Here is a 23,445-nt window from a genome sequence, read left to right as displayed (position 1 = left end):
TTTGCAAGCGATGCCAGCCTTGTTACAGCTCCGCAACGGCTTCCACTGACAGGCTCTCAACCGAAAGGGAAAATCATGACGGCAACATTGACCACCACCAGCAAACTTGTCTTCGGCAGCGCCATTCTGTGCGCGCTGCTGGCCGGCTGCAACAAGCGCGAGGATACCGGCACGGCCAACTCGCCAGCCGCCACCAATCCGGCGCCGGCCATTCCACCGGCCGACACCACCACTCCAACCATGCCACCGGCGGACACCACCACGCCGACCACTCCGGGCGGCACCACGCCTGACGGAACAACGACGACACCGGGTGGCACCACCACGCCTGGAACAGGCGGGACAGGTGGCACGGGCGGCACGGGTGGCACCAGCGGTTCAGGAACGGGCGGATCGGGCACCGGCGGGTCGGGTACCGGTGGAACCGGGACCGGGACCGGGACCACGCCACCGGGCGGCCGATAATCCTGGCGACAGGCGAAAAAAGAGCCTTCCGAAGAAGGCTCCTTGTCTTGCCTGGAGCAAGTCGTATTTATTTATGCAAGCTGACCGGTGCGGCTACCGCCGGCGCACGCCGCCCCATCAGGAACAGCACGGCCAGTTTCAGCATGCGGTAAATGAAGCGGATCATCAGCAAGGTCAGCACGCATTCGATCAGGGTCAGCACCAGGGCAAAAGCCACGTTCATGCGGCCGGCGCGCCAGTGGAACTTGGCCACGGCGCCGTCGCGGGCGATCTCGATGCTGTCGTAGAAGGTCGGCACCACCAGCAGGGTCAGGATGGTCGAGGTAATCGTGCCGCCGATAATTGCAATGGCCAGCGGACGATAAAACTCGCCGCCTTCACCGAGGCCCAGGGCGACCGGGAACATGCCGGCGATCAGGGCAAACGTGGTCATCAGAATCGGGCGCAGACGCATGCGACCTGCGTCCATCAGCGCGTCCTCGCGGCCATAGCCTTCCTCTTCGCGTTTGCGCGCCGCGTCCAGCAGCAGGATGGCGTTCTTGGCAACCAGTCCCATCAGCATGATGATGCCGATAAAGCTCATCAGGTTCAGGGTGTTATTCGTGATCACCAGCGCTACCACCACGCCGATCAGGCTCAGCGGCAAGGACATCATCACCGCGATCGGCGCCGTGAAGGAATTGAACTGCATCACCAGGATCAGATACATCAGGCCGATCCCCATCACCAGCGCGATGACCATCTGCGTAAACAACTCCTGCTGGTCCTGGCCGGCGCCGCCCAGGGCCAGGCCGTAGCCGGGCGGGAAGTCGATCGACTTGGCCAGGTTCATCGCATCGGTCGTCACTTCGCCGTTCGAGCGCCCTTGGGCATTGGCCGAGACGGTAATCGTGCGCTTGCCGTTCTTGTGCTCGATGCCGGACGGGCCCTTGCCCATGGTAATGCTGGCGATCTGGTCCAGCGGCACCATCTGGCTGGTACCTGTCACGCTGATCGGCAGGCGTTCGATATTTTCGGACGCCACGCGGTCATCGGGGTGCAGGCGCACGGCCACGTCGCGCGTCTCGCCGGTCGGGTCGACCCAGTCGCCCACTTCCACGCCGGCAAACGCCACGCGCAATGATTGCGCCGCGTCATTGACGGAAATACCCATGGAGTTGGCCAAACCACGGTTCAGCTCGATCTTCAGTTCGTTCTTCGGATCCTGCTCCGACAGGCCGACATCAACGGCGCCGGCGACCAGGCGCAACTTGTCCATATAGGCGTTGGTGATTTCCATCAACTTGCGCGAATCGGGACCGGTAAATTCCACCTGTATCGGTTTTTGCGAGCCATTGCTGAGGTCATCCTGCACCACGTATTCGGCGCCCACCAGGCGCGACATTTTCTCGCGCAGCTCGACCGCCACTTCCTTGGCCGAACGCTTGCGCGTGTTGCGCTTGCCGATATCGACATAGATGCGGCCGCCAGCGGCGGTGACCGAGCTGTTGGTGTCTTTGGTTTCAGGCAAGGTGCGCGCCAGCACGGCCGCCGCTTCCAGTTTCAGGCGCGAATACTCGATGCTGCTCGACGAAGGCGTGCGTACATTGATCATCAGGTTGCCCGAATCGGAAGCCGGCAGGAAGCTGGTGCCGCCATGCGTGGCGTGCAGCACGATCGCGCCCACCAGCGTGCCGAAGGCGATCACGGCCATCGAGCGGCGGTGATGCAGCGCCCAGGCAATCACGTTGCCATAGCGGTCAGCCTGGTGGTCGAACCAGTGATTGAAGCGGTCCAGTACGGCGCTGATGCCTTTTTTCGGCGCCGTATGGTGGTCGGCCGGGTCGCCCCAGTAAGCCGACAGCATCGGATCGAGCGTAAATGAAATACCGAGGCTGACCAGCACCGAGCAGGTCACCGTCAGCGCGAACGGACGGAACCATTCACCGGAAATGCCGGGCATGAAGGCAACCGGGATGAACACGGCAATAATCGAGAAGGTGGTGGCGGCCACCGCCAGGCCGATCTCGGCCGTGCCTTCCAGCGCCGCCGTGCGGCGGTCCTTGCCCATCTGCATGTGACGCACGATATTTTCACGCACCACGATGGCGTCATCGATCAGCACGCCGATTGCCAGCGACAGGCCCAGCAGGGTCATGAAGTTCAGGGTAAAGCCACACAGCCAGACGGCAATGAACGCCGCGATAACGGAAGTGGGCAGGCTCAAGGCCGTGATCAGGGTCGAGCGCCAGGAGTTCAAAAAGGCATACACGACGAAAATCGTCAGCACGGCGCCCAGTACCAGCGACTCGATCACATTGTTCAGGCTGTGCTGGGCATTTTCGCCGCCGTCGCGCGTCACTTCCAGCTTGGTGCCTTCCGGCAGGGTCTTGTTGATCTCGACCATCATGTCGCGGATTTTATTGGCCACGCTGACGGTGGACGCGTCACGCACGCGGGTGATGGAAATGCCCACGTTCGGCTTGCCGCTGCGCACGCTCATGCTGTTGATTTCAGCAAAGCCATCCTGGATGGTGGCCACTTGCGCCAGGCGCACGATTTCGTCACCGCTGCGCTTGATCACCACCTGTTCAAAGTCGGACGGCGACTCGATGCGCCCGACCAGGCGGATGCTTTTCTCGTCCAGGCTGCCACGTACCTTGCCCACCGGCGCATTGGTATTCTGGTTGCGCAGAGCCGTCACCACGTCGCTGACGGAAACATTATATTCACGCAGCTTTTCGGCGCGCAGCAGCACCGACAGTTCGCGTTTCAGCGAGCCGCCCACATTGACCAGCGCCACGCCATCGACGGCGCGGAAGCGGTCCGACAGCACGTCTTCGGCCAGGCGCGAAATTTCCGCATGGCTTTGCGAGCTCGATGACAGCGCCAGCTGCATGATCGGTTCGGCGCCCGGATCGATGCGCTGCAGGATCGGTTCGCGCATTTCCAGCGGCAGCTTGTAGCGCACGGCGGCAATGGCGTTGCGGATATCGTCGGACGCTTCGATCAGGTTGGTCTTGAACGAAAACTGCAGGAAGATGCTGGCCGCGCCTTCGTTGGACGAGCTGTTAATTTCCGTCACGCCGGAAATGCTCTGCAAGGATTTTTCCAGGCGGTTGACCACTTCGCGCTCGACCGTGTCGGGCGAGGCGCCTGGGTAAGGAATGCTGACGACGATAAACGGCACTTCGACGTCCGGGTTCTGGTTGACGCGCAGCTTGGTCAGCGCCAGCAGGCCGACGCACATCATCGCCAGGATCAACACGATGGTGGCGGTGGGCCGCTTGATACTGAAATCGGAAAGGAACATGGCTTAGTTTCCTTTGACGACGGCTGGCGTGCTGGCGACGGCGGCCGCCGGCAGTTTTTTGGGTACCGCCAGTTCCACCTGCTGGCCATCCTTGAAGGTCGAGCCGGGCGTACGCAGCACGGTGTCGCCGCTGGCCAGGCCACTTTGCACTTCCCACTGGCCAGTGCGGATATCGCGCGCGCCGATGCGCAGCACGGTCTTGTGCAGCGCCTTGTCTTTCACGCTCCAGGTATAGGTCTGGTCGCCGGCCTTGACCAGCGCGGAATCGGGAATCATCACGGCGCTGACGCTGTCGGCTTCGATGCGCCCTTCCGCATACAGGCCGGCCACGCGCGGCTGGGTCTTGTCATTGAAATCGACCAGCACCGCCACCTGGCGCGTGACGGCGTTGGCGGCCGGATCGACACGGCGCACCTTGCCCAGGAAATCCTGGCCCGGGTAGCCATTGATGCGGAAACGCACGGCCTGGCCCACCTTGACCACGCCGATCTTGTCGGCCGACACCAGGCCTTCGAGGCGCATGCTGGTCGGATCGATCACGCGTATCAGTTCCTTGCCGATCTGCGCCGTGTCGCCATTGGACACCTTGCGCTCGCTGACGATGCCGTCGAACGGCGCCCGCACGAGAGTGCGCTGCAATTGCTGGCGCGCCTGGGCGGCGCGGCTTTTCGCGGCCGACAGGTCGCTCTGCGCATTGTTGCGGCGAATTTCCGTGTCTTCCAGGGCCTGGGTCGAGGTCATGCCCGAGGCGCGCAGCGTCTTCATGCGCTGGAACATGCGTTCGGACTGTTCCAGCACCTGGCTGGCGGCGCGGCTTGCTTCTTCGGCCGAATTCAAGCTGTCGCGGATCGAGGTTTCGTCGAGCTTGACGAGGATATCGCCGCGCTTCACGGCTTCGCCGTTTTCCTTCAGCACCTGGATCACCACGGCCGACACTTCGGCGCGCAGGTCTGCATTGCGCTCGGGCTGGACCGAGCCGGTAATGACCGGGCCCGAGGCCAGCGCATTGCTTTCGATGGTGAGCACGTCTTCCGGTGAAATGATCAGTTTGGCCGCTGCGCTGGCAGCCGTCTTGCCATCCTTGCCATCCTTGCCGCCCCCCTTGCCAGGGTCTTTGGACTCTTTTCCGCAAGCGGCCAAGGCAGACGCGATGGCCAGGACGAACAGGGTTTTGCGCAACATGGGTAACTCTCCGGATAGAAGGCAGTGCATGTCAAACAGGCAACCGGGTAAGGCGCTGCTGACACGCACGATTATTTTTTTATTAAAACCGCAAGCGCCAGAGTATCCATGAGCGTCTCTGGCGATGTCAATCAGCCGATTCCTGTAATGCCGGAATCGGGGGTTGAAACGTAGTTTTTACGCCCTGAAACGCAAAACCCCGCCGGTCGGCGGGGTTGGGTATTGACAGATGCAATAAAGCTGATCAACTGAACACGGCGTTGACCAGGAAGCCGATCGCCACGCCGGTGCACAGGCCGCCGGCGATTTCCACCAGCGTGTGGCCCATGCGCTCGCGCAGATGGGTATGCGCCGCACTGCCCGCTTCCCTGGCCAGACGATTGATGGCGGCGGCCTGCTTGCCCACGTGCTGGCGCAGGCTGTTGGCGTCGATGATGACGATGAACGCCAAGGTCACGGCCACGCCGAAGGCCGGATGGCCGATGCCTTCGCGCAGCGCGATCAGGGTCGCCATGCTGGAGACGACGGCGCTATGGTTGCTGGGAAACCCGCCATTGCCCACCAGGCCGAACGCCCACTGGCGCGTGCGGGCGCTGTTGATCAGGAATTTGATCGGGCCGACCAGTATCCAGGTAATCAGGGGCGTGACGAGGTAGGCGATATCCACGGGTGTTCCTTTTCTTCTATCTATATGTTGGTCAGATGCCATTCAAGGCGCGCCGCAATTATCGCAGATCGCCCGCCATGGCAGCAGCGCCAATTTTCATGCGTATAAAACGCGGCGTGCGGCGGCAAGTAATATAAAATCATGGCGTATACAACAATTGACGTAAAACAACACGTCTCGAATAACACGTAACGGGGTCCCAATGAAGCATTTCAGAATTTCCTTTTTAGTGACCTTCATCCTGATGGCGGTCTCGGGCTGGTGGGGCTATACCCACGGCGGCACCAGCGGCATGTTGCAGGCGCTGTGGATCACGGGCGTGCTGGGCGTGATGGAAGTGTCGCTGTCGTTCGACAATGCGGTGGTCAACGCCTCCGTGCTGCGCCACTGGAATGAATTCTGGCAAAAGCTGTTCCTGACGGTCGGCATTCTGGTCGCCGTGTTCGGCATGCGGCTGCTGTTTCCGCTGGTAATCGTCTCGGTCGCCACCGGCCTGGGCCTGATGGATGTGTGGACCATGGCCACCACCACGCCTGAAATTTACGCCAAGCACCTGACCGACAACCATGCGCAAGTGGCGGCCTTTGGCGGCGCCTTCTTGCTGCTGGTGTTCCTGAACTTCTTGTTCGACGACGAAAAGGAATTGCATTGGCTGGGCTGGGCCGAGGAAAAGGTCAACGCACTGGGCACCGAAAGCCTGGCCGTGCTGATCACCATGGGCGCCGTGGCCGCTTGCGTGGCGATGGGCCCGGCCGATGAAAAATACAGCGTGCTGGCGGCCGGCATCGTCGGCATCGCCGTCTACCTGGGCGTGAACTGGATCAGCGGCTTGCTGGAAGAAGGCGAACCGGACCTGCAGGACGAGGATGGCGATGATGCCGTGGCAGTCAAGAACGGCAATGGCCAGCTGGTGAAAAACGTGGCGCGCGGCAGCATCGGCGGCTTTTTGTACCTGGAAGTATTGGATGCTTCGTTCAGCTTTGACGGCGTGATCGGCGCGTTTGCCATTACCAACGACGTCGTCATCATCATGCTGGGCCTGGCGATCGGCGCCATGTTCGTGCGTTCGATGACGGTATTCCTGGTGCACAAGGGCACCCTGGACGAATTCGTCTACTTGGAACACGGTGCGCATTACGCGATCGGCATCCTGGCATTGATCATGCTGGGCTCGGTCAAGTACCATATCCCGGAATGGTTCACGGGCCTGTCGGGCGTGGCGTTTATCCTGGTGTCGCTGTGGTCGTCCTTGCGCTACCGGAAACGGCACGCGGCGGACGCTTGATTTTGGCGTTTTCGTCACCATATGCATTCAATGGAACAAGTCCTCGTACTTGATCCATACGGGCATGAAAAGTAATCCACCTCTATAAAAGGAGCACCACATGGCAATCAGTTTGCAAAAAGGCGGTAACGTCAACCTGAGCAAGGAAGCACCGAACCTGAAGAAGATCATCATCGGCCTCGGCTGGGATCCTCGTTCAACCGACGGCGCCACCTTCGACCTTGACGGCAGTGCCTTTCTCCTGAAAAACGACGGTAAAGTGCGTGGCGATTCCGACTTCATCTTCTATAACAACCTGAAGTCGACCGACGGTTCCGTGGTCCATACGGGCGACAACCAGACCGGCGAAGGCGAAGGCGACGACGAGCGCATCGAGATCGACCTGACCCGCGTGCCGGCCGATATCGAACGCATCAGCATCACCGTGACGATTCACGACGCCGACGCGCGCCGCCAGAACTTCGGCATGGTGTCGAAAGCCTTTATCCGCTGCCTGAACGCGGAAGGCGAACGCGAGATCGCCCGCTACGACCTGTCCGAAGACAGCTCGACCGAAACGGCGATGATCTTTGGCGAAATCTACCGCTACAACGGCGAATGGAAATTCAAGGCCATCGGCCAGGGTTTCAACGGCGGCCTGGGGCCCCTCGCACGTTCGTTCGGCGTGAACGCCTGATCAAGCACCGCAGCATCTAGTCACGGCCGCCTGGGACATGTCAGGCGGCTTTTTTTTGGAGATTTATCATGCCAGTATTTAGTGTCACCGGTGATGTCGATCCCTTCCTGCATGTCAGCATGAAACAGGGCGAAACCATCTATTGCGAGTCCGATGCGATGGTGATGATGGAAACGGCGCTCGACCTGAAGGGCAAGATGACGGGCGGCCTGGGCAGCGCCATTATGCGCCGCTTCGCCAATGGCGAGTCATTCTTCCAGCAGCATATCGAAGCGGTGCGCGGCAGCGGCGACTGCCTGCTCTCGCCGACCCTGCCCGGCGCCATCGAAGTGGTCGACGTCGGCGCGCGCCAGTACCTGTTGAACGACGGCGCGTTTGTCGCCGCCACCTCGGGCACCGAAATGAAGGTGCGCACGCAAAGCATCGGCAATGCGCTGTTCGCGCAGTCGGGCGGCTTTTTCGTGATGGAAACGGCCGGCAGCGGCCAGGTAGTGGTGTCGGGCTTCGGCTCCATGTTCCAGCTCGACGTCGAGCCGGGCAAGGATGTGGTGATCGACAATTCGCACGTGGTCTGCTGGGACAACAGCCTGAAATATGAAATTTCGGTGACCACCGGCGGCGGCGCCAGCGGCGGCGGCATCGGCGGTTTCCTCGGCAATATCGTCAACAGCGTGACCAGTGGCGAAGGCATCGTGCTGCGCTTTTCCGGTTCGGGCAAAGTCTTCATCTGCTCGCGCAACCGCGACGCCTTCCTGAAATGGACCGCATCGGGCAAAGCAGGTTAATATTTTGTTGTTTTGCCATAGTTTCCAAGGCCAGGTCAAGTGTGACTGGCTAGCATCTCCGCGCGCATGTGCTCCCGCACTGCGCGCGGTTTTTCTTACGCTTCTTTCTTCACCGGTCCCCGTACATGCAAAGAGTCTGGTTCAACAAAACATTTTCCTCGGTCGCCACCGCCATGCGTTTGATACGCGAGGCCGACATGGCCAGCGCCGGCGGCCAGCGCCGCTATCACCTGATCTATACCAACCCGAACGAACATGCCGCGGCCTTTCTGGCGGCCGATGAATACGCGGTCGAACCGACCGACCTGAAAGGCGAAGACTATCTGGAATGGTGTCTGGAATTCTGCCGCGAACGAAAAATCACGATCTTCTGGCCTGGCCGCGCCGCCGGCCGGATCGCCAGCGCGCACGCACGCTTCGAGGCCATCGGCACGCGCGTGCTGAGCGTGGCCACCCAGGAAGTGCTGACCCTGATGCACGACAAGGCGCGCTTTTGCGCGGGGCTGGACCTGCCGATGGCGCCGGTGGCCGACACGCGCGCCGTCAACGATATCGCCGAATACGATGCGGCGTTTGCCGAACTGCGCCCGCTGCATGCGCGCCTGTGCATCAAGCCGTCCGAATCCGTGTATGGCCTGGGCTTTGCCGTGCTCGACGAACGTTCCAGCGCCGAGCTGCTGCTGGCCGGCGCCGACTACAAGATCAACACGCAGGAGCTGCGCGACGGCCTGGCGCGAATGGAGACCTTCAAGACCTTGCTGCTGATGGAATACCTGGACGGCCATGAATACAGCGCCGACTGCGTGGCCGACAATGGCAAGCTGGTGTGCGCCATACCGCGAAAAAAATTGCATGCCCCGGGCAGCGGCCAGCTGATCGAACTGCGCAAGGAACTGCTGGCTGCCTGCGAAAAACTGGCGCGCGACTACCAGTTGAACGGCGTGTTCAATATCCAGTTCCGCGAAGGCGCGAACGGTCTGGCGCTGCTGGAGATCAATCCGCGCATGTCGGGCGGCATCGGCATGGCCTGCGCGGCCGGTCCAAACTTGCCCTACATCGCGCTGGCCGGCTTCGACCAGGGCTATGAAAACGTCACGATTCCCGCGATTCGCGAAGGCATGCGCGTGGCCGAAGCGGCGTATCCGGTGGAACTGCCATGACGCTCGTGCGCCAGACCATGCCGACCGGCGAGCTGACCTTGCAGGTCGACGAGGCGCGCTTTGCGCTGGGCGACCTGATCGGCTACGCGGCGCGCGCCAACGCCAAGCGCGGTTTCCTGTTCCTGTCGAAAGTGCTGGGCAAGCACTGGCCCGTCACGCCCAGCGCAATGGAAGCGGTCCACGCCGACCTGGCCGCGCAGATACCTGCAGACCTGCCAGGCCCGGTGGTGTTTGTCGCCATGGCGGAAACCGCCGTGGGCCTGGGCCAGGGCGTGTTCGAAGCGTGGCTCAAGGCGAATGCAGGCAGCGAAGGATTGTTCCTTCACAGCTCGCGCTACCGCGTTGGCACGGTGCCCTTCTTTGAATTCGAAGAGTCGCACAGCCATGCGCCGCGCCAGTTTTTACATCTCTCCGACAACGCCAGCGCCGTCTTTGCGCGCGCGCGCAGCCTGGTGCTGATCGACGATGAAGCATCGACCGGCAATACCTTCGCCAACCTGATCGAGGTCTGCCGCGCGCGCTATCCGCAGCTGGAAAACCTGCACCTGGGCGTGATCACCAATTTCATGGGCCGCGAGGCCAACGCCGGCTTGAGCCAGCGCTTCGGCCTGCCCACCACGGTCGGCGCGGCCTTGTCCGGCCAATACGCCTTCAAGATGGGCGACACGCCGGCACCAAGCGCCCCCAGTGCGCAGCGCTTTGAAGCCAACGCGGAACGCGGCGCCAGCGACGCCTTCGGGCGCATCGGTGTCGACCGCGCCCTGGCACCGCCGCAAGCGCTGGCCGCGCAGCTGGCGCAGCAGGTCAGGGACGACGAATCGGTGCTGGTGCTGGGCACCGGCGAATTCATGCATCCTTCCTTCCTGCTGGGGCGCGAACTGGAAGCCTTGGGCAAGCAGGTGGTGGTGCAGTCAACCACCCGCTCGCCCATCCTGTCGTGGGGTGCGGTCGGCCATATCGTCTGCTGCGACGACAATTACGGCGAAGGCATCGCCAACTATCTGTACAACGTGGCACCAGCGCAGTACCAGCACGTTTTCATCTGCCATGAAACCCCGGCCAGTCCGGCCCTCATGCAACTCGCCGGCCAGCTCCATGGCCGCCTGTTCCACTTTCAGTCAGAGACCACCATTGAAGAAATTCCTGTTTGTTGATTTGGACGACACACTGTTCCAGACCCCGAAAAAAGTACCTGGCCAAACCGATCTTCAGCCGGCCGCCTACCTGAAAAACGGCGAAGCCTGCTCGTTTACCACGGCGCGCCAGCGTGCGTTTTTTGAATTCGCGCAAAGCGGCATGACCCTGATCCCGGCCACGGCCAGGAATGGCGACGCGTTTCGCCGCGTCGACCTGCCGTTTTCCAGCTACAGCGTGCTCGATTACGGCGGCATCGTGCTGCAACCAGGCGGTGCGCTCGACACGGGCTGGCTGGCGCTGATGCAGGACGACATGCAGACCGCCCTGCCGGGCTTGCGGGACGCCATGCGCATCATCGACGACTTTCAAGCAAAGGCGGGCATGCCGTCGCGCGCGCGCCTGATCGAAGACTACAACACGCCGTTCTATATCGTGGTGAAGGATCATGAAGCGCGCGGCGAACGGCTGGCCGATATCGAGCAGCAGGTGCTGCTGGACTGGATCGCCAATGAAGGCGCGGACTACTTCATCCACCGCAACGGCAACAACCTGGCCGTGCTGCCGAAAAGCCTGAACAAGGCGCGCGCCGTGGCCTATCTGCGCGCGGAACTGGAAGCCGAACATGGCCCCATTTTGAGCTTCGGCATGGGCGACAGCCGCTCGGACGCGCGCTTCATGGCCGCGTGCGACTACGCCATCATCCCGAACGGCACCCAGCTGGCGGCGCTGACGGTGGGCGCACTATGATCACAACGACGCAGCATTTCAGCGGCAGCTACCGCCAGCAAGACGTGGAATTTTTGCTGACGCCGATGGCGCTCGAACCGATACGCGACCTGGCCGAGAAAGAACGGCTGATCCAGTCCGGCCAGCGCCACTACAGCGAAATGCTGTCGCCCGAGTCCTTGCCCTCGCCGGCCTACCTGGCGCTGTTCCAGAGCGCGTTTGCGGCCAACCGCCTGCAGATGGCGCGCGACTGCCTGCGCCTGGCCGCGCTGATTGCGGCGCGCCGTGAAGGCGCCATTACGCTGGTGTCCTTGGCGCGTGCCGGCACGCCGGTAGGCGTGATCCTCAAGCATTTGCTGACCCAGGTATTCCAGCGCGAGTGCAGCCATTATTCGGTCTCCATCATCCGCGACCGCGGCATCGACACCAACGCCATCGCGCATATGCTGGCGCACGGCCACGCTGCGGAATCGATCGTGTTTGTCGACGGCTGGACCGGAAAAGGCGTGATCTCGCGCGAGCTGCGCCAGAGCGTCGGCGACTACAACGCACAGCATGGCACCAGCATCGACGGCGGCCTGTTCGTGCTGTCGGACCTGGCCGGCACGGCCGCCTGCGCCGCCTCGTCAAGCGACTACCTGATCCCGTCGAGCATATTGAACGCCACGGTATCCGGCCTGGTCAGCCGCTCGGTTTTGAACGAAGCGATTGGCGCGGACGACTTCCATGGCTGCGTGTACTACGCGCAGTTCGAAGCGCACGACCAGTCGCGCCAGTTCGCCGATGGCCTGGTGGCCGACGCCATCGCGATCGCCGGCAGCAGCGGCATTCCGCTGGCCGAGGCGACCGACGCGCCGGCCATGGCGGCGCGCTCGCGAGCCTATATGGCACAGGCACAGCGCGACTACGGCATCACCGACATCAACCTGATCAAGCCCGGTATCGGCGAAGCGACGCGGGTGCTGCTGCGCCGCGTACCCGAGCGACTGATTGTGCGCGACACGAATGCGCCGGACGTGGCACATTTGCTGCTTCTGGCACACGAAAAAGCCGTCCCCGTTACCGTACAACCGGCGCTGCCTTACCAGGCAGTTGCCCTTATCAGGAGCGCAGTCGATGGATAACTCCATACACCCACAAAGTGAACACAAGGCAGCACTCGGCGCATCGATGTATGTGCCGACCACGCACAAGGATTTGCTGGCCATTGCCAATGGCGACAAATTCAGCCATTTACGCTCCGTGATTTTTTGCACCGAAGACGCGATCGCCGAACGCGATCTCAGTTACGCGCTGTTCAACCTGTCGCTGGCGCTGCAGAACATGAGCGAAGCGTCCGATACCTTGCGCTTTGTCCGCGTGCGCAATGTCGAGGTCATGGCGCGCGTGCTGGCCATGCCGGGCGTGGAAAAACTGGCCGGCTTCGTGCTGCCCAAATCGACGCGCCACAATTTTGCTGCCTACTTCGACCAGGTGCGCCACACGCATCACCTCTTGATGCCAACGCTGGAAACGGCCGAAGTGTTCGACGACGAAGAGATGAAGCTGTTCCGGCGCACCCTGGCCGCGCCCGAGGTGCGCGCACGCATCCTGGCGCTGCGCATCGGCGGCAACGACCTGCTGGCGCTCCTGGGCCTGCGCCGCCCGACCACCGGCACGATTTACCAGACCCCGCTGGGCCAGGTGATCGGCCGCCTCGTCACCATCTTCAAGCCGCACGGCTTCGAGCTGACGGCGCCCGTGTTCGAACACCTGACGCAGGATGACTGGCTGGCCGCCGAAGTGGCGCAGGACATGGCGCACGGCATGATCGCCAAGACCGCCATCCATCCCGACCAGGTGCCGCAGATCGAGCGCCACTACCAGGTGGCGCAGAGCGACATCGAACTGGCGCTGCGCATCATCGACCCGGACAGCCCGGCCGTGTTCCGCATGCAGGAATCGATGTGCGAGGTGGCCACCCATAGCAGCTGGGCCCAGCGCATCATCGAGCAGGCGCGCCTGTTCGGCATCCGCCATGTCGATGGCGCCGCCCAGCCACTGCATTTGAATCCACTCACCAGTGACGAAGGGACTGCACGACCATGACCAATTTCACACGCGGCCAAAAAGGCAAGCTGGCCGACCTGGGCCTGAACGGCCCGTTTGCCGTCACTCTCGATATCGCTTCCGGTTCGATGGAAGTCGATGTCAGCTGCTTCGGCGTCGACGCTGCCGGCAAGCTGTCGGACGACCGCTACATGGTGTTCTACAACCAGAAAAGCGCACCCGACAACGCCGTCACGGTGGAGCTCAATGGCCCGCGTTCGGTGTTCCAGATCGACCTGGCGCGCCTGCCGCAGTCGATCGACAAGCTGGTGTTTACCGCCGCGACGGAACAGGGCAGCATGCGCGCGCTCGGCAGCTCAAGCCTGGCGCTGGGGTCCGCCGCCACGTTCGCGTTTGCCGGTGCCGACTTCCAGGATGAGAAAGCCGTGATCATCGGCGAGCTGTATCGCCGCGACGGCAGCTGGCGCTTCGGCGCCGTCGGCCAGGGTTTTGCCGGCGGCCTGGGCGCGCTGCTGAAGCACTTCGGCGGCAGCGAAGCCGGATCAGGATCGCCCGCACCGGCACCGGTCCCGGTCCCGGTGCCAACGCCCGTGCCAGCGCCAGCCGCGCCACCGGCAAATAAAATTTCGCTGTCGAAAATTCGTTTGGAAAAGCGCGGTGACAAGATCTCGCTCGACAAGCGCGACAGCGGCGGCTATGGCCGCATCAAGGTCAACCTGAACTGGAACCAGAACGCCGCGCAAGGCCAGGCGCCGGCGTCGAAACTCGATACCGGTTTCCTCGGCAAGCTGTTCGCCAAGCCGGCCGGCCGCGCGGGCGGCATCGACCTCGATATCGGCTGCCTGTTCGAGATGAGCAACGGCAGCAAGAGCGCGGTGCAGGCGCTCGGCAACAGCTGGGGCGCGTTCGACCGTCCACCGTATATCCATCTGGAAGGCGACGACCGCACGGGCAGCATCAGCAGCGGCGAAAACATCTTTATCAACGGCACCCACTTCGACCAGATCAAGCGTGTATTGGTGTACGCCTTTATCTACGAAGGCGTACCCAACTGGGCCGCCACCGACGGCGTGGTGACCATCGACGTGCCTGGCCAGCCGACCGTCGAAGTGCGCCTCGACAGCGACAGCCAGCACGCCATGTGCGCGATCGCCATGCTGGAAAACCAGGGTGGCAACCTGCAGGTGACAAAACTGGTGGAATACTTCGGCGGCCAAGGTAAAATCACGGCGCACCAGGCGATGGACGAACGGTATAACTTCGGCTTGAACTGGAAAGCGGGCCGCAAGGACTAACGCCACCCTTATAGATAAACCACATGACCCCCACCACCAAAAAAGTCAGCATTGCCTTTGTCATCTTCCTGCTGGCGGGCAGCCTGCTGCTGGCGGCCTATACCTGGCTGGCCCTGAGCTTTTCGTATTCGGAAGGCGAACGGGCCGGCCACTTGCTGAAGTTTTCCAAGCGGGGCTGGGTCTGCAAGACCTGGGAGGGCGAATTGATGCTGACGGCGCTGCCGGGCACGATACCGGAGAAATTTCAGTTCAGCGTGCGCGACGAAGCCGTGGCAAAACAGCTGACGGCCGCTGCCGGCAAGCATATCCTGATCAGCTACAACCAGCACAAGGGCGTGCCGACGCAATGCTTCGGCGAGACCGAGTACTATGCCGACAAGGTCGTGCTGAACCCTTGATCGGCTAGTTTCAGCCCTGGTCTTCCTGGCGCGCGCGCCATACGGTGCCCGTCACCGTATTCGTGTGCGTCAGGCGGTCGAGCACTTCGCGCGTCACGTTGGCCGAGTGCAGCTGTTCGACCTTGCTGCGCGCCGCCGTCAGGGCTGCCGAAAACTCGCCCTGTTTTTCACGCAGGCTGGCGCGCAGGTCGGCCAGTTCGCGTTCCTGCTGCTGGGCGCGGCGCATTTCCAGTTCCAGCAACTGCTGCTTGGCCACCGCCATTGCGCGCGTGGTCTCGGCCGCCTTGCGCTGCACGGCCGCATGGGCCTGGGCGCTGTCGAGCAGCGCTTGCTGGGCTTCGAGCTTTTCCCGCGCGGCCTGGCAGGCGGCCATTTCGGCCTGTTCACGCAAGCGCATGGCGTCCTGCGCCTGCTCTTCCATCAGCGCGCGCGCTTCGGCCGCCACGGCGGACTGCTTTTCCGCGTCGAGGCGGCCGGCGATGGCTTTCGATGCGCGCTCTTCGGCGCTGCTGGCCTGGCGCTGCTGCGCCAGTTTTTCATCGATCAGCGCCAGCGATTCGCGCTCGCTGGCGACAAACGCACGCTCGGACGCCAGCAATGCTTCGGCGGCCTGCGCCTTGTCGGCTTCCACGCGGGCGCGCTCGCCATGCACCAGGCCCAGTTCCACCGCCAGGCGCGCCTGCGCCTGCACTGCCTGGGCGGCCGCCTGTTTCTGTTCTGCGTCCACCAGCGCCTGCTCCAGCAAAATGCGGGTGGCGGCCGCTTCGCTCTCGGCCGCGTCCTTCAAGGCCAATTCGGCCTCCTGTTGCGCGCGCAGCACCTCAAGCTGCGCCAGTTCGGCGATGGTGCGTTCTTCGCTTGCCTGCAAGGCCAGCGCTTCTGCGTCCAGCTTCGCCTTCAGGGCGGCGATGGCTGCCTGTTCGGCCTTGACGGTTTCCTGTTCCTGCGCCGCCAGGCGTTCTGCCTGCAGCGCTTTTTCCTCAGCCAGTTCGGCTGCCTGGCGCTGCACCGCCAGCTGGGCTTCGGCGCTGGCGAGCAGTTGCTGTTCGGCGGCGTTCTGGCGCTCGGCCTGCTCGCTGGCCGCCTGCGCCGCTTCTGCGCGCGCCAGGGCCAGGCGTGCCGCCTGCTGCTGCGCTTCGAGTTCGCGCGCCGCAGCCAGGCTGGCATCGTGCTCGGCAGCTTCGCGCACGCGCGTTTCCTGCAGCGCCGCGTTTTCCGCTTCCAGACGCGCATGGCCGGCAATTTCGGCGTCCTGCTCGGCCGCGATGCGCGCCAGCGCCACGGCGCGCAGTTGGCGGTCCACTTCGATGCGCGCTTCTGTCGCGGCCAGGATGCGCACGTCGGCGTCGCGCCTCGCCTGGGCGCTGGCGGCGGCCACCATTTCCACGCGTTCGCGGTGGATCGCCGTGTCGCGCAGTTCTTTTTCCGTCTGCAGGCGCAAATGCAGCGACTGCGCCGCATGGCGTTCCGATTCGGCCTGCGCCAGCGCGATCGCTTCGCGTTCCTGTTCAAGGTGGGCCAGCGCGCGCGCTTCTTCCAGTGCCCGCACTTCGGCGGCGGCGCGGTTGAAGGCCGATTCCAGCGCGATCTGGTCGGCGCGTTCGCGCTGCACCGTCAGCTCCAGCGCTTCGCTTTCCGCTTCGGCCAGCATTTGCGCCGTCTTGCGCGCGCCGTGGGCATGGCGTTCGCGTTCGCGCGCCATGACCGCCACGCGCGCGTCGGCCGAAGCGATGCCGACCATTTCGTCCTTGGCCGCCTGCACGGCGGCTACCCGTTCGACCGCCTGCAAGCGGGCCTGTTCTGTTTGTACCTGCAATTCTTCGGCCGCGCGCGCGGCCTGTTCGGCCAGTTCCGACTGCACCGCCACCTGCTCGCTGGCGCGCAGGCGGTTTTCCTGCTCGGCGCGCGTGCGCTGTTCGGCGGCCAGGCGGATTTCATTGTCCGAGTCGACGCGCGCGCGCAGTTCGGCCGTTTCCAGCTTCACCGCTTCGAGCCGCGCCACGCTGGCCTGTGCGGCGGCGCGCATGGTTTCCAGGCGGTCGCGGTTGGCGGCGATGGCTTCCTCGGCCGCTTGCGCGTTCTGCTGGGCGGCGGCCGCTGCGGCCACATCGATGGCGGCGCGGTCTTCGGCCAGCGAGCGCACGCGCGCTTCGGCCAGCGCACGGCTTTCGGCGGCGCAGGTGGCTTTCGCTTCCGCTTCGACGCGGGCGATGGCTTCGTGGATGGCTTTCAGCTCCATCTGCTGGCGCCCGGCAACGGGCTCCGATGCGCCGCCGTCGACATCGGTGTCTGGCGCCGGCGATACCGGCACGGCCTTGGCCTGGGCCACCGGTGTGCCGGCGGCCGGGTCGAGGTCCTGGAAATCATGCAGCGAGACGATGCTGTCCTGGTCGAACTCGTCGTCGTCGAGGGCGGCGGCGGCTTGCTGATTGTGCTGTGCTGACATAATTTCTCGCTGAATCGGGTGAAGTACAAAATTCCTGCTGGAATTATTACCGCCATTATCGCGTCCGCAGGCAGGCATCAGCGCGGCAAGCAGAGGCCTGTTTACCGTGCTTTTCCCTATTTAGATCAGATTGGCCAGAGCGGCGCTTCGTCCATGAGAGCGACCTGTTCGCGCAATTCCAGTATGCGATCCTGCCAGTAACGTTGCGTGTTAAACCATGGAAAGGCGACCGGAAAGGCCGGATCGTCCCAGCGGCGCGCCAGCCAGGCCGAATAATGGATCAATCGCAAGGTACGCAGCGCCTCGACCAGGTACAGCTGGCGCGGCTCGAAATCGCAAAAGTCCTCGTAGCCGGCCAAAATGTCGCTCATCTGGCGCACCTGGTCGCTGCGCTCGCCCGACAGCATCATCCACAGGTCCTGGATGGCCGGGCCCATGCGGCTGTCGTCAAAATCGACGAAATGCGGGCCGGCGTCGGTCCACAGCACATTGCCGCCATGGCAATCGCCATGCGTGCGCAGCAGCGCGACGTCGCCGGCGCGGTCATAGCAGCGCTTGACGCCGTCAAGCGCCTGTTGCGCCACGCTGGAATAGGCGGCCACCAGCTCGGGCGGCAGAAAGTTACCGGACAATAAAAATTCGCGCGGCTCGACGCCAAAGGTCTGCGGATCGAGCGCCGGACGCTCCTGGTAGCTCGACAAGGCGCCGACGGCGTGGATGCGGCCGATAAAGCGCCCGGTCCATTCCAGCGTGGCCGGGTCGTCGAGTTCCGGCGCGCGGCCGCCATGGCGCGGAAACACGGCAAAGCGGAAGCCCTGGTACTGGTGCAGCGTGCTGCCGTTGATCTCCAGCGCCGGCACCACCTGGATTTCGCGCTCGACCAGTTCCGACACGAAGGCGTGCTCTTCCAGGATGGCGGCGTCGCTCCAGCGCCCGGGGCGGTAGAACTTGACCACCAGCGGCGCGCTGTCTTCGATGCCGACCTGGTAGACCCGGTTTTCATAACTGTTCAGGGCCAGCAGCCGGCCGTCACCGTACAGGCCGACGCTGTCGAGCGCATCGAGCACGCAGTCGGGGCTCAGTTCGGAATAAGGGTGGACGGGCCGGGCGTCCTCGTGCGGCTGGTTTTCGTTGTGCATAAGCGCCATTGTACGGCGCGCCACGGCGTGCTGCATAAACACTTCGGCGGGCGCAGGCAGCTAAGCGTATACTGACGGCTTACATCCAAAACAAAGAGCAAGCCATGCAACTCGAACAGCCATTATCAGAAAAAGAATTTGACGAACTAGACCAATTCCTGTTGTCGGACCGGTGCTCCGAAGACGCCATGACCATGGATATGCTGCACGGCTATCTGACGGCCGTGGCCATCGGTCCGGAACCGATCATGCCGGCCGAGTGGTTGCCGCGCGTGTGGGGCGAAGACATCAAGGACGCGCCCAAGTTCAAGAACAGCAAGGAAGAAGAACGCATCGTCAACCTGATCATGCGCTTCATGAACGAAGTGCTGGTGACGTTCGAAGTGGCGCCGAAGGAATTCGAGCCACTGTTCGTCGAGCACGACCATGAAGGCCAGACCCTGATCGACGCCGAAGCCTGGTGCTGGGGTTTCTGGGACGGCATGGAACTGCGCGAAGGCTCGTGGAACGAGATCTGGGACTCGGAAGTAGGCGACCTGATGCAGCCGATCTACCTGCTGGGCGCCGACGAGATCGAGGAAGAAGAACTGAAACTGGTGGAAGACCCGGTCAAGGCGCACAAGCTGGCGCAGGAACTGGAAGCGAACCTGCCGGCGATCCACCGTTTCTGGGTACCGCGCCGCAAGCCGGCCGTGCAGACCCTGAAACGCGAAGAGCCGAAAGTGGGCCGCAACGACGACTGCCCTTGCGGCAGCGGCAAGAAGTACAAGAAATGCTGCGGCGCCGAGCCGGCAGCCGAGCCTGCTGCCGAGTAAGCCGCACTAAAGCACGAAGGCACTTCAGCGCCGGGCACCGTCCCGGCGTTTTTTATGGAGCGGTTTCTCCGCCACCCTGGTGTCGGCGTCCGCCAGCACCTGCATCGGCGCGGCCAGGGCGATAGCGCCCGCCCCCATTTTTTTCAGCGCGATGCGGCGCGCCACGCTGGCAGCGATCATGCGGCGCATAATTCGCCCTCCCGTACCGTGTTTTCAACGATATGGCGCCATTCGCACAATTCATGGTTGCCCGGTTTGCGCTCGCCAAAGAACATGACGATGGTGTCGCCCTTCGCGTCAAACAGTTCGACCGACGTCACCAGGCCATCGACGGTGGGCTTTTTCACCACCCAGGCGCTGGCGATATGGTCCTCGCGCAAATGCAGGTTGAAGCGGGGATCGAGGATATTGATCCATGGCCCCATCACGGCGACCTTGTGCACCGGTCCCGAATGGATCTGGAGCATGCCCGGGTTGCCGACAAACGCCATGATGGCGACCTTTTCGCGCGCCGCCTCGTTCAGCAGGTCGAGCACGCACGACGCCTCAAGCTGCTGCACGAAGCGCGGTTCGGCCAGGCGCAGACCCTGCAGGCGCGAGACCGAGTATTTTTTCAGCAAGGCGAAAAAATCATGCGTGTCGCGCAGGTCGGCCCAGCCGGCGCGAAAGCCGGCCACGTCGATCCGCGCGTCGGGCAGCTCGGTCGCCGGCGCCGGCGGCGCCGTCACCGCCATGCCCGGCTCCTGGTCGTCGTCGGCAAAGCGCGTCACCAGCGCCTCCCAGGCGGCCAGGTCGCTTTGCGGTTTCAGGAAAATCTTGTGCACGGCGTGGCCGGCGGCGTCGAAAAACTGCAGGCTGCGCTGCACTGTGTTCTCCTTCAGTTCGCGCACGGCAAAGCCATGCGCCCACTGGCGGTAGAACACGCGCAGGTCGATCTCGCCACCGAGCACCAGGCCCACGTGATGGTTGTGGCTGGCCTGGCGGTAGACCCCGGTTTTTTCATGTACGCAGGAGGCATTGCGCGTCAGGGCCATCACCTCGCCCACCGGTTCGAGCGCGGCAATGATGGCCGGCCATTGCTGCTGCAGCCGTTCGGCGCCCAACAAGGCGCCGTCGGCCAGCGACAGGCCCGCATGCGCGGCGATCAGTTCGCCTTCGGAAATATGCAGCTGCTGCGCGATATCACGGTGGCGCGCATTTTTTTCGCTGCGCAAACGGGCGAACGCTTCGGCGATCTCGATACTGCGTGATGGGAACATGGCGGGCACGGTGGTCTCCTTTCAAGGCGAACACTGGCTGGCGGCAAGCTGGCTGGTGGGGAATGGTGCATCAATTATAAATGCGAATCATTCTCGATTGAAGATTTATTTGTATTGTGTCCGCACGGAAAATGGCCGCGTCAGAATAGTGACGTCAGGTTATCGCCCCAGGCCACCAGAACACCGGCAAAACGGATTAAAGCCTGAGTCTCCCGCTCAGGCATTCCGCCATTTTCAAAGTCAGGCGCTGGCCTGCGTGCCCGGCATAAGGGCGGGCTTGGCCGCCGGCTTATGCGCCAGCAACACCACTGCCGCCAGCACCATCGCGCCACCCAGCAATTGGGTGCCGCTGACTTTTTCACCGAGCATGCCCACGCCGAAGGCCATGGTGATCACTGGCTCGAAGGTGGAAATAATGGATGCGCGGGCTGCGCCGATCTGCGCCACGCCGGCAAAAAACGCCGCGATCGCAATCGCGGTGGAAAACAGGGCGATTGCCGCCACCGCCAGCCAGCCGGTGGCCGTGCCCGGCAGCGAGACGCCCTGCCACACGGCAATCGCGCTATTGGCCAGGCCGGCCGTGCCGAGTATCACCACGCAGGCGGCCAGTGGGTGGATGACGACCGCGCTTTTCGACAGGCTATTGCCGAACAGGATATACACGGCGTACACGCCGGCGGCCATCAGCGCCAGCGCGATGCCGATCGGCTGGCCCTGCAGCTTGCCGCCCAGGGTGACGGCCATGCCGGCTATCGCCAGCACCATCAGCACCAGCATGCGGCGGTCGAGTTTTTCCCAACCCAGCGCCAGCGCCAGGATCGTCACCAATACCGGATAGGCATACAGCAGCATGCCGCACAGGCTGCTGCTTGCATACAGCAGGGCGTTGAAATAGCCTTGCGACTGGGCCGTATACATCATGCCCATCAACACATAGCCGGCCAGCAGGCGGCCGCGCGGCAAGCGCCAGCCACCGAGCCAGACCAGCGGCAACAGCAGCATGGCGGCGATCACGAAACGCAGGGCCAGCATGGTCGACGGGTTGACCCCGGACGCATAAGCCGCCTTGGCAAAGACTGCGGAGCTGCCGAAACCGGCGGCCGACAACAACACCAGCGCTACGGCGCGGCGATCAGACATGACTTACCTCTTCAAATAATGGGAGCAAAGCCGCTCGCGGGTGGCTTTGAAAGTATTGGACATGCGTCAATGAATTTGCGGGTGCATTTGACGCATCATCGACATGATAAGTGCTTGCGGAAAATGAAACAAACCAATATTCTTCACGGATAGACTCAATTTAATTAAGGCTCGCATGTCCCGTCAATTACCCCCGCTTGCCGCCCTGCACGCGTTCGAAGCGGCCGCACGCCATGAAGGCTTCCAGCGCGCCGGCGAAGAACTGCATGTGTCGGCCGGCGCCATCGGCCACCATGTCCGGCAGGTCGAAGCCTGGCTGGGCGTGGCGCTGTTCCAGCGCCTGCCGCGCGGCGTGGTGCTGACCAATGCCGGCCAGCGCTACGCGGCCGCGCTGGGGCCGGTGCTGAACCAGCTGGCCGAAGTGTCGGAAGCGGCGCGGCGCCAGGGCGACGACAAAGTGGTGACGGTAACGGCCACCAGTTCGCTGGTGTCGCGCTGGCTGATGCCGCGCCTGGGCCGGCTGCGCGACCGCCACCCGCAGATCGAACTGCGCGTGCTGGCCTCGATGCATCCGGTGGACCTGGCGCGCGATGGGGTGGATGTGGCGATACGGCTGGGGCCAGGCCGCTATCCGGGCCTGAAGGTGGACTTGCTGATGGAAGAGCGGTTTTCGGCCGTCTGCAGCCCCGGCTTTCGCGCCAGCGCCGCCAAGCTGCGGCACCCTGCCGACCTGCTGCGCTATCCGCTGCTGCACGACGAACCGGAGGTGCACCTGGCCGGCGAAATCGACTGGGGCCGCTGGCTGCACAGCTGCGGCGTCGCCTATAGCGGCAACAGCGGCGCGCGTTTTTCGCATACCTATCTGTGCCTCGACGCGGCCGCCAGCGGCCAGGGCGTGGCAATCGCCGCCAGCCCTTTGATTGGCGACGACCTGCGCTCGGGCCGCCTGGTGCGCCTGTTCGAACACCAGGTGCTGGGGCCGCATTGCTACTACCTGCTGCGCTCGCCGCAGGCCGAGACGCGCCCGCTGGTGCATGCTTTCTGCGAATGGCTGATCGCCGAAGCGCGCGCCGACCAGGAAACCGTCTGGCCCGAGGTAACAGCATGAGCGCGCGCACCTTGGCAGGCAGCCGCCATTACCGCATCGAGCATGAATATGAATCGGCCTCGCTGGTGGCAGGCGATGGCAGGAAAAAGGCCATCGGCGAATTTTATGGCGATCCGGCGGTCGCGCTGATCGATGCAGATGAACAATGGTGCGCGGTGGCGGGCGAAGGGCTGATCGTGTGCAGCCTGGCGCAAGGTGGCGCTTGCGTGGAATACTTCAGGCAGCCCGATGCTACCGTGTGGATCACCAGCTTGCGGCAAACGGGGCCGTTTGCGCTGGAGGCCACCGGCGAAGATGGCACGGTACGGTTGATCAATATCGCATACGCCTGAGCGTCGGCTTACGCGCTGCGCGCTAAGCCGACCTACGTAATACTGCCGCACAGCTTCGTAGGTCGGATTAGCGGCGAAGCCGCGTAATC

General features: G+C 63.2%; 22 protein-coding genes. 14 read left to right on the top strand and 8 right to left on the bottom strand.

The window, feature by feature from the left end; all coding sequences use genetic code 11:
• The first annotated feature begins 75 nt into the window (after positions 1–75).
• The gene (locus AC0Z42_RS26070; RefSeq protein ID WP_485470983.1) at positions 76–465 is read left to right on the top strand and encodes a hypothetical protein; all 390 of its coding nucleotides are present in this window, start codon (positions 76–78) and stop codon (positions 463–465) included.
• A gap of 67 nt (positions 466–532) precedes the next feature.
• Here AC0Z42_RS26070 and AC0Z42_RS26065 read toward each other — a convergent pair whose 3' ends face one another.
• The 3 genes from AC0Z42_RS26065 to AC0Z42_RS26055 all read right to left on the bottom strand — a co-directional run bounded on the left by AC0Z42_RS26065 (position 533) and on the right by AC0Z42_RS26055 (position 5,606).
• Positions 533–3,757 carry an efflux RND transporter permease subunit gene (locus tag AC0Z42_RS26065; RefSeq protein ID WP_485470982.1) on the bottom strand — a complete coding sequence of 1,075 codons (3,225 nt, stop codon included), beginning with the start codon at positions 3,755–3,757 and terminating at the stop codon, positions 533–535.
• Between the two features lie 3 nt (positions 3,758–3,760).
• On the bottom strand, positions 3,761–4,939 hold the full coding sequence (locus tag AC0Z42_RS26060) for an efflux RND transporter periplasmic adaptor subunit (protein WP_485470981.1): 1,179 nt from the start codon (positions 4,937–4,939) through the stop codon (positions 3,761–3,763).
• A 244-nt stretch (positions 4,940–5,183) separates the two neighbouring features.
• On the bottom strand, positions 5,184–5,606 hold the full coding sequence (locus tag AC0Z42_RS26055) for a divergent PAP2 family protein (protein ID WP_485470980.1): 423 nt from the start codon (positions 5,604–5,606) through the stop codon (positions 5,184–5,186).
• A gap of 202 nt (positions 5,607–5,808) precedes the next feature.
• Between AC0Z42_RS26055 and AC0Z42_RS26050 the strand changes: the two genes are divergently transcribed.
• From AC0Z42_RS26050 to AC0Z42_RS26005, 10 genes are all read left to right on the top strand, one after another.
• On the top strand, positions 5,809–6,891 hold the full coding sequence (locus AC0Z42_RS26050; protein WP_485470979.1) for a DUF475 domain-containing protein: 1,083 nt from the start codon (positions 5,809–5,811) through the stop codon (positions 6,889–6,891).
• A 100-nt stretch (positions 6,892–6,991) separates the two neighbouring features.
• Positions 6,992–7,567, top strand: coding sequence for a TerD family protein (locus tag AC0Z42_RS26045; protein ID WP_485470978.1), 576 nt, complete (start codon positions 6,992–6,994; stop codon positions 7,565–7,567).
• Positions 7,568–7,635: 68 nt separating this feature from the next.
• Entirely contained in the window at positions 7,636–8,352 is a 717-nt protein-coding gene (locus AC0Z42_RS26040) for a TIGR00266 family protein (RefSeq protein WP_308922411.1), read from the top strand.
• Positions 8,353–8,477: 125 nt separating this feature from the next.
• Complete coding sequence (locus AC0Z42_RS26035) at positions 8,478–9,512, top strand: ATP-grasp domain-containing protein (protein WP_485470977.1); 1,035 nt, start codon at positions 8,478–8,480, stop codon at positions 9,510–9,512.
• Positions 9,509–10,666 (top strand): phosphoribosyltransferase domain-containing protein, encoded by a 1,158-nt coding sequence (locus AC0Z42_RS26030; protein ID WP_485470976.1) that lies wholly within the window; start codon positions 9,509–9,511, stop codon positions 10,664–10,666. Before AC0Z42_RS26035 ends, AC0Z42_RS26030 begins: the two co-directional genes overlap by 4 nt.
• A gap of 1 nt (position 10,667) precedes the next feature.
• Positions 10,668–11,396, top strand: coding sequence for an HAD family hydrolase (locus AC0Z42_RS26025; protein WP_485470975.1), 729 nt, complete (start codon positions 10,668–10,670; stop codon positions 11,394–11,396).
• Positions 11,393–12,499 carry a cysteine protease StiP family protein gene (locus AC0Z42_RS26020; RefSeq protein WP_485470974.1) on the top strand — a complete coding sequence of 369 codons (1,107 nt, stop codon included), beginning with the start codon at positions 11,393–11,395 and terminating at the stop codon, positions 12,497–12,499. The genes AC0Z42_RS26025 and AC0Z42_RS26020 overlap by 4 nt, the downstream gene beginning before the upstream one ends.
• The gene (locus tag AC0Z42_RS26015; RefSeq protein ID WP_485470973.1) at positions 12,492–13,463 is read left to right on the top strand and encodes an HpcH/HpaI aldolase/citrate lyase family protein; all 972 of its coding nucleotides are present in this window, start codon (positions 12,492–12,494) and stop codon (positions 13,461–13,463) included. The genes AC0Z42_RS26020 and AC0Z42_RS26015 overlap by 8 nt, the downstream gene beginning before the upstream one ends.
• Positions 13,460–14,719, top strand: a complete 1,260-nt coding sequence (locus AC0Z42_RS26010) for a TerD family protein (RefSeq protein WP_485470972.1) — start codon at positions 13,460–13,462, stop codon at positions 14,717–14,719. Before AC0Z42_RS26015 ends, AC0Z42_RS26010 begins: the two co-directional genes overlap by 4 nt.
• Positions 14,720–14,742: 23 nt before the next feature.
• Complete coding sequence (locus AC0Z42_RS26005) at positions 14,743–15,117, top strand: hypothetical protein (protein WP_485470971.1); 375 nt, start codon at positions 14,743–14,745, stop codon at positions 15,115–15,117.
• A 10-nt stretch (positions 15,118–15,127) separates the two neighbouring features.
• Here AC0Z42_RS26005 and AC0Z42_RS26000 read toward each other — a convergent pair whose 3' ends face one another.
• Both AC0Z42_RS26000 and AC0Z42_RS25995 read right to left on the bottom strand, forming a co-directional pair.
• Positions 15,128–17,563: a coiled-coil domain-containing protein gene (locus tag AC0Z42_RS26000; protein WP_485470970.1), complete on the bottom strand. Its 2,436-nt coding sequence runs from the start codon at positions 17,561–17,563 to the stop codon at positions 15,128–15,130.
• Positions 17,564–17,688: 125 nt separating this feature from the next.
• On the bottom strand, positions 17,689–18,702 hold the full coding sequence (locus AC0Z42_RS25995; RefSeq protein ID WP_485470969.1) for a serine/threonine protein kinase: 1,014 nt from the start codon (positions 18,700–18,702) through the stop codon (positions 17,689–17,691).
• Positions 18,703–18,806: 104 nt separating this feature from the next.
• On the opposite strand from AC0Z42_RS25995, the gene AC0Z42_RS25990 reads away from it, so the two are divergent.
• The gene (locus AC0Z42_RS25990) at positions 18,807–19,517 is read left to right on the top strand and encodes a UPF0149 family protein (protein WP_485470968.1); all 711 of its coding nucleotides are present in this window, start codon (positions 18,807–18,809) and stop codon (positions 19,515–19,517) included.
• A 24-nt stretch (positions 19,518–19,541) separates the two neighbouring features.
• On the opposite strand, the gene AC0Z42_RS25985 is transcribed toward AC0Z42_RS25990, so the two are convergent.
• The 3 genes from AC0Z42_RS25985 to AC0Z42_RS25975 all read right to left on the bottom strand — a co-directional run bounded on the left by AC0Z42_RS25985 (position 19,542) and on the right by AC0Z42_RS25975 (position 21,916).
• Positions 19,542–19,706 (bottom strand): hypothetical protein, encoded by a 165-nt coding sequence (locus AC0Z42_RS25985; protein ID WP_485470967.1) that lies wholly within the window; start codon positions 19,704–19,706, stop codon positions 19,542–19,544.
• Entirely contained in the window at positions 19,694–20,776 is a 1,083-nt protein-coding gene (locus tag AC0Z42_RS25980) for a hemin-degrading factor (RefSeq protein WP_485471052.1), read from the bottom strand. Before AC0Z42_RS25980 ends, AC0Z42_RS25985 begins: the two co-directional genes overlap by 13 nt.
• Positions 20,777–21,016: 240 nt before the next feature.
• On the bottom strand, positions 21,017–21,916 hold the full coding sequence (locus tag AC0Z42_RS25975) for a DMT family transporter (protein ID WP_485470966.1): 900 nt from the start codon (positions 21,914–21,916) through the stop codon (positions 21,017–21,019).
• Positions 21,917–22,091: 175 nt separating this feature from the next.
• On the opposite strand from AC0Z42_RS25975, the gene gcvA reads away from it, so the two are divergent.
• Positions 22,092–23,024: a transcriptional regulator GcvA gene (gcvA, locus tag AC0Z42_RS25970; RefSeq protein ID WP_485470965.1), complete on the top strand. Its 933-nt coding sequence runs from the start codon at positions 22,092–22,094 to the stop codon at positions 23,022–23,024.
• The gene (locus AC0Z42_RS25965) at positions 23,021–23,356 is read left to right on the top strand and encodes a hypothetical protein (protein ID WP_485470964.1); all 336 of its coding nucleotides are present in this window, start codon (positions 23,021–23,023) and stop codon (positions 23,354–23,356) included. The genes gcvA and AC0Z42_RS25965 overlap by 4 nt, the downstream gene beginning before the upstream one ends.
• Positions 23,357–23,445: the final 89 nt, after the last annotated feature.

Source organism: Janthinobacterium sp. 1L-D-8-B-C4 (assembly GCF_057291295.1).
Note: the sequence above shows the minus strand (reverse complement) of the source record. Positions and strands in the feature narration are given on the sequence as shown.

What these genes read in the sequence shown, in the direction of transcription:
- AC0Z42_RS25990 (WP_485470968.1), top strand. Translation starts at nt 18,807, where the DNA reads ATGCAACTCGAACAGCCATTATCAGAAAAAGAATTTGACGAACTAGAC.
- AC0Z42_RS25980 (WP_485471052.1), bottom strand. Translation starts at nt 20,776, where the DNA reads ATGTTCCCATCACGCAGTATCGAGATCGCCGAAGCGTTCGCCCGTTTG.
- AC0Z42_RS26045 (WP_485470978.1), top strand. Translation starts at nt 6,992, where the DNA reads ATGGCAATCAGTTTGCAAAAAGGCGGTAACGTCAACCTGAGCAAGGAA.
- AC0Z42_RS26030 (WP_485470976.1), top strand. Translation starts at nt 9,509, where the DNA reads ATGACGCTCGTGCGCCAGACCATGCCGACCGGCGAGCTGACCTTGCAG.
- AC0Z42_RS25975 (WP_485470966.1), bottom strand. Translation starts at nt 21,916, where the DNA reads ATGTCTGATCGCCGCGCCGTAGCGCTGGTGTTGTTGTCGGCCGCCGGT.
- AC0Z42_RS26010 (WP_485470972.1), top strand. Translation starts at nt 13,460, where the DNA reads ATGACCAATTTCACACGCGGCCAAAAAGGCAAGCTGGCCGACCTGGGC.
- AC0Z42_RS25965 (WP_485470964.1), top strand. Translation starts at nt 23,021, where the DNA reads ATGAGCGCGCGCACCTTGGCAGGCAGCCGCCATTACCGCATCGAGCAT.
- AC0Z42_RS26060 (WP_485470981.1), bottom strand. Translation starts at nt 4,939, where the DNA reads ATGTTGCGCAAAACCCTGTTCGTCCTGGCCATCGCGTCTGCCTTGGCC.
- AC0Z42_RS26020 (WP_485470974.1), top strand. Translation starts at nt 11,393, where the DNA reads ATGATCACAACGACGCAGCATTTCAGCGGCAGCTACCGCCAGCAAGAC.
- AC0Z42_RS26015 (WP_485470973.1), top strand. Translation starts at nt 12,492, where the DNA reads ATGGATAACTCCATACACCCACAAAGTGAACACAAGGCAGCACTCGGC.
- AC0Z42_RS26005 (WP_485470971.1), top strand. Translation starts at nt 14,743, where the DNA reads ATGACCCCCACCACCAAAAAAGTCAGCATTGCCTTTGTCATCTTCCTG.
- AC0Z42_RS25995 (WP_485470969.1), bottom strand. Translation starts at nt 18,702, where the DNA reads ATGCACAACGAAAACCAGCCGCACGAGGACGCCCGGCCCGTCCACCCT.
- AC0Z42_RS26000 (WP_485470970.1), bottom strand. Translation starts at nt 17,563, where the DNA reads ATGTCAGCACAGCACAATCAGCAAGCCGCCGCCGCCCTCGACGACGAC.
- AC0Z42_RS26050 (WP_485470979.1), top strand. Translation starts at nt 5,809, where the DNA reads ATGAAGCATTTCAGAATTTCCTTTTTAGTGACCTTCATCCTGATGGCG.
- AC0Z42_RS26040 (WP_308922411.1), top strand. Translation starts at nt 7,636, where the DNA reads ATGCCAGTATTTAGTGTCACCGGTGATGTCGATCCCTTCCTGCATGTC.
- AC0Z42_RS26035 (WP_485470977.1), top strand. Translation starts at nt 8,478, where the DNA reads ATGCAAAGAGTCTGGTTCAACAAAACATTTTCCTCGGTCGCCACCGCC.
- gcvA (WP_485470965.1), top strand. Translation starts at nt 22,092, where the DNA reads ATGTCCCGTCAATTACCCCCGCTTGCCGCCCTGCACGCGTTCGAAGCG.
- AC0Z42_RS26065 (WP_485470982.1), bottom strand. Translation starts at nt 3,757, where the DNA reads ATGTTCCTTTCCGATTTCAGTATCAAGCGGCCCACCGCCACCATCGTG.
- AC0Z42_RS25985 (WP_485470967.1), bottom strand. Translation starts at nt 19,706, where the DNA reads ATGCGCCGCATGATCGCTGCCAGCGTGGCGCGCCGCATCGCGCTGAAA.
- AC0Z42_RS26070 (WP_485470983.1), top strand. Translation starts at nt 76, where the DNA reads ATGACGGCAACATTGACCACCACCAGCAAACTTGTCTTCGGCAGCGCC.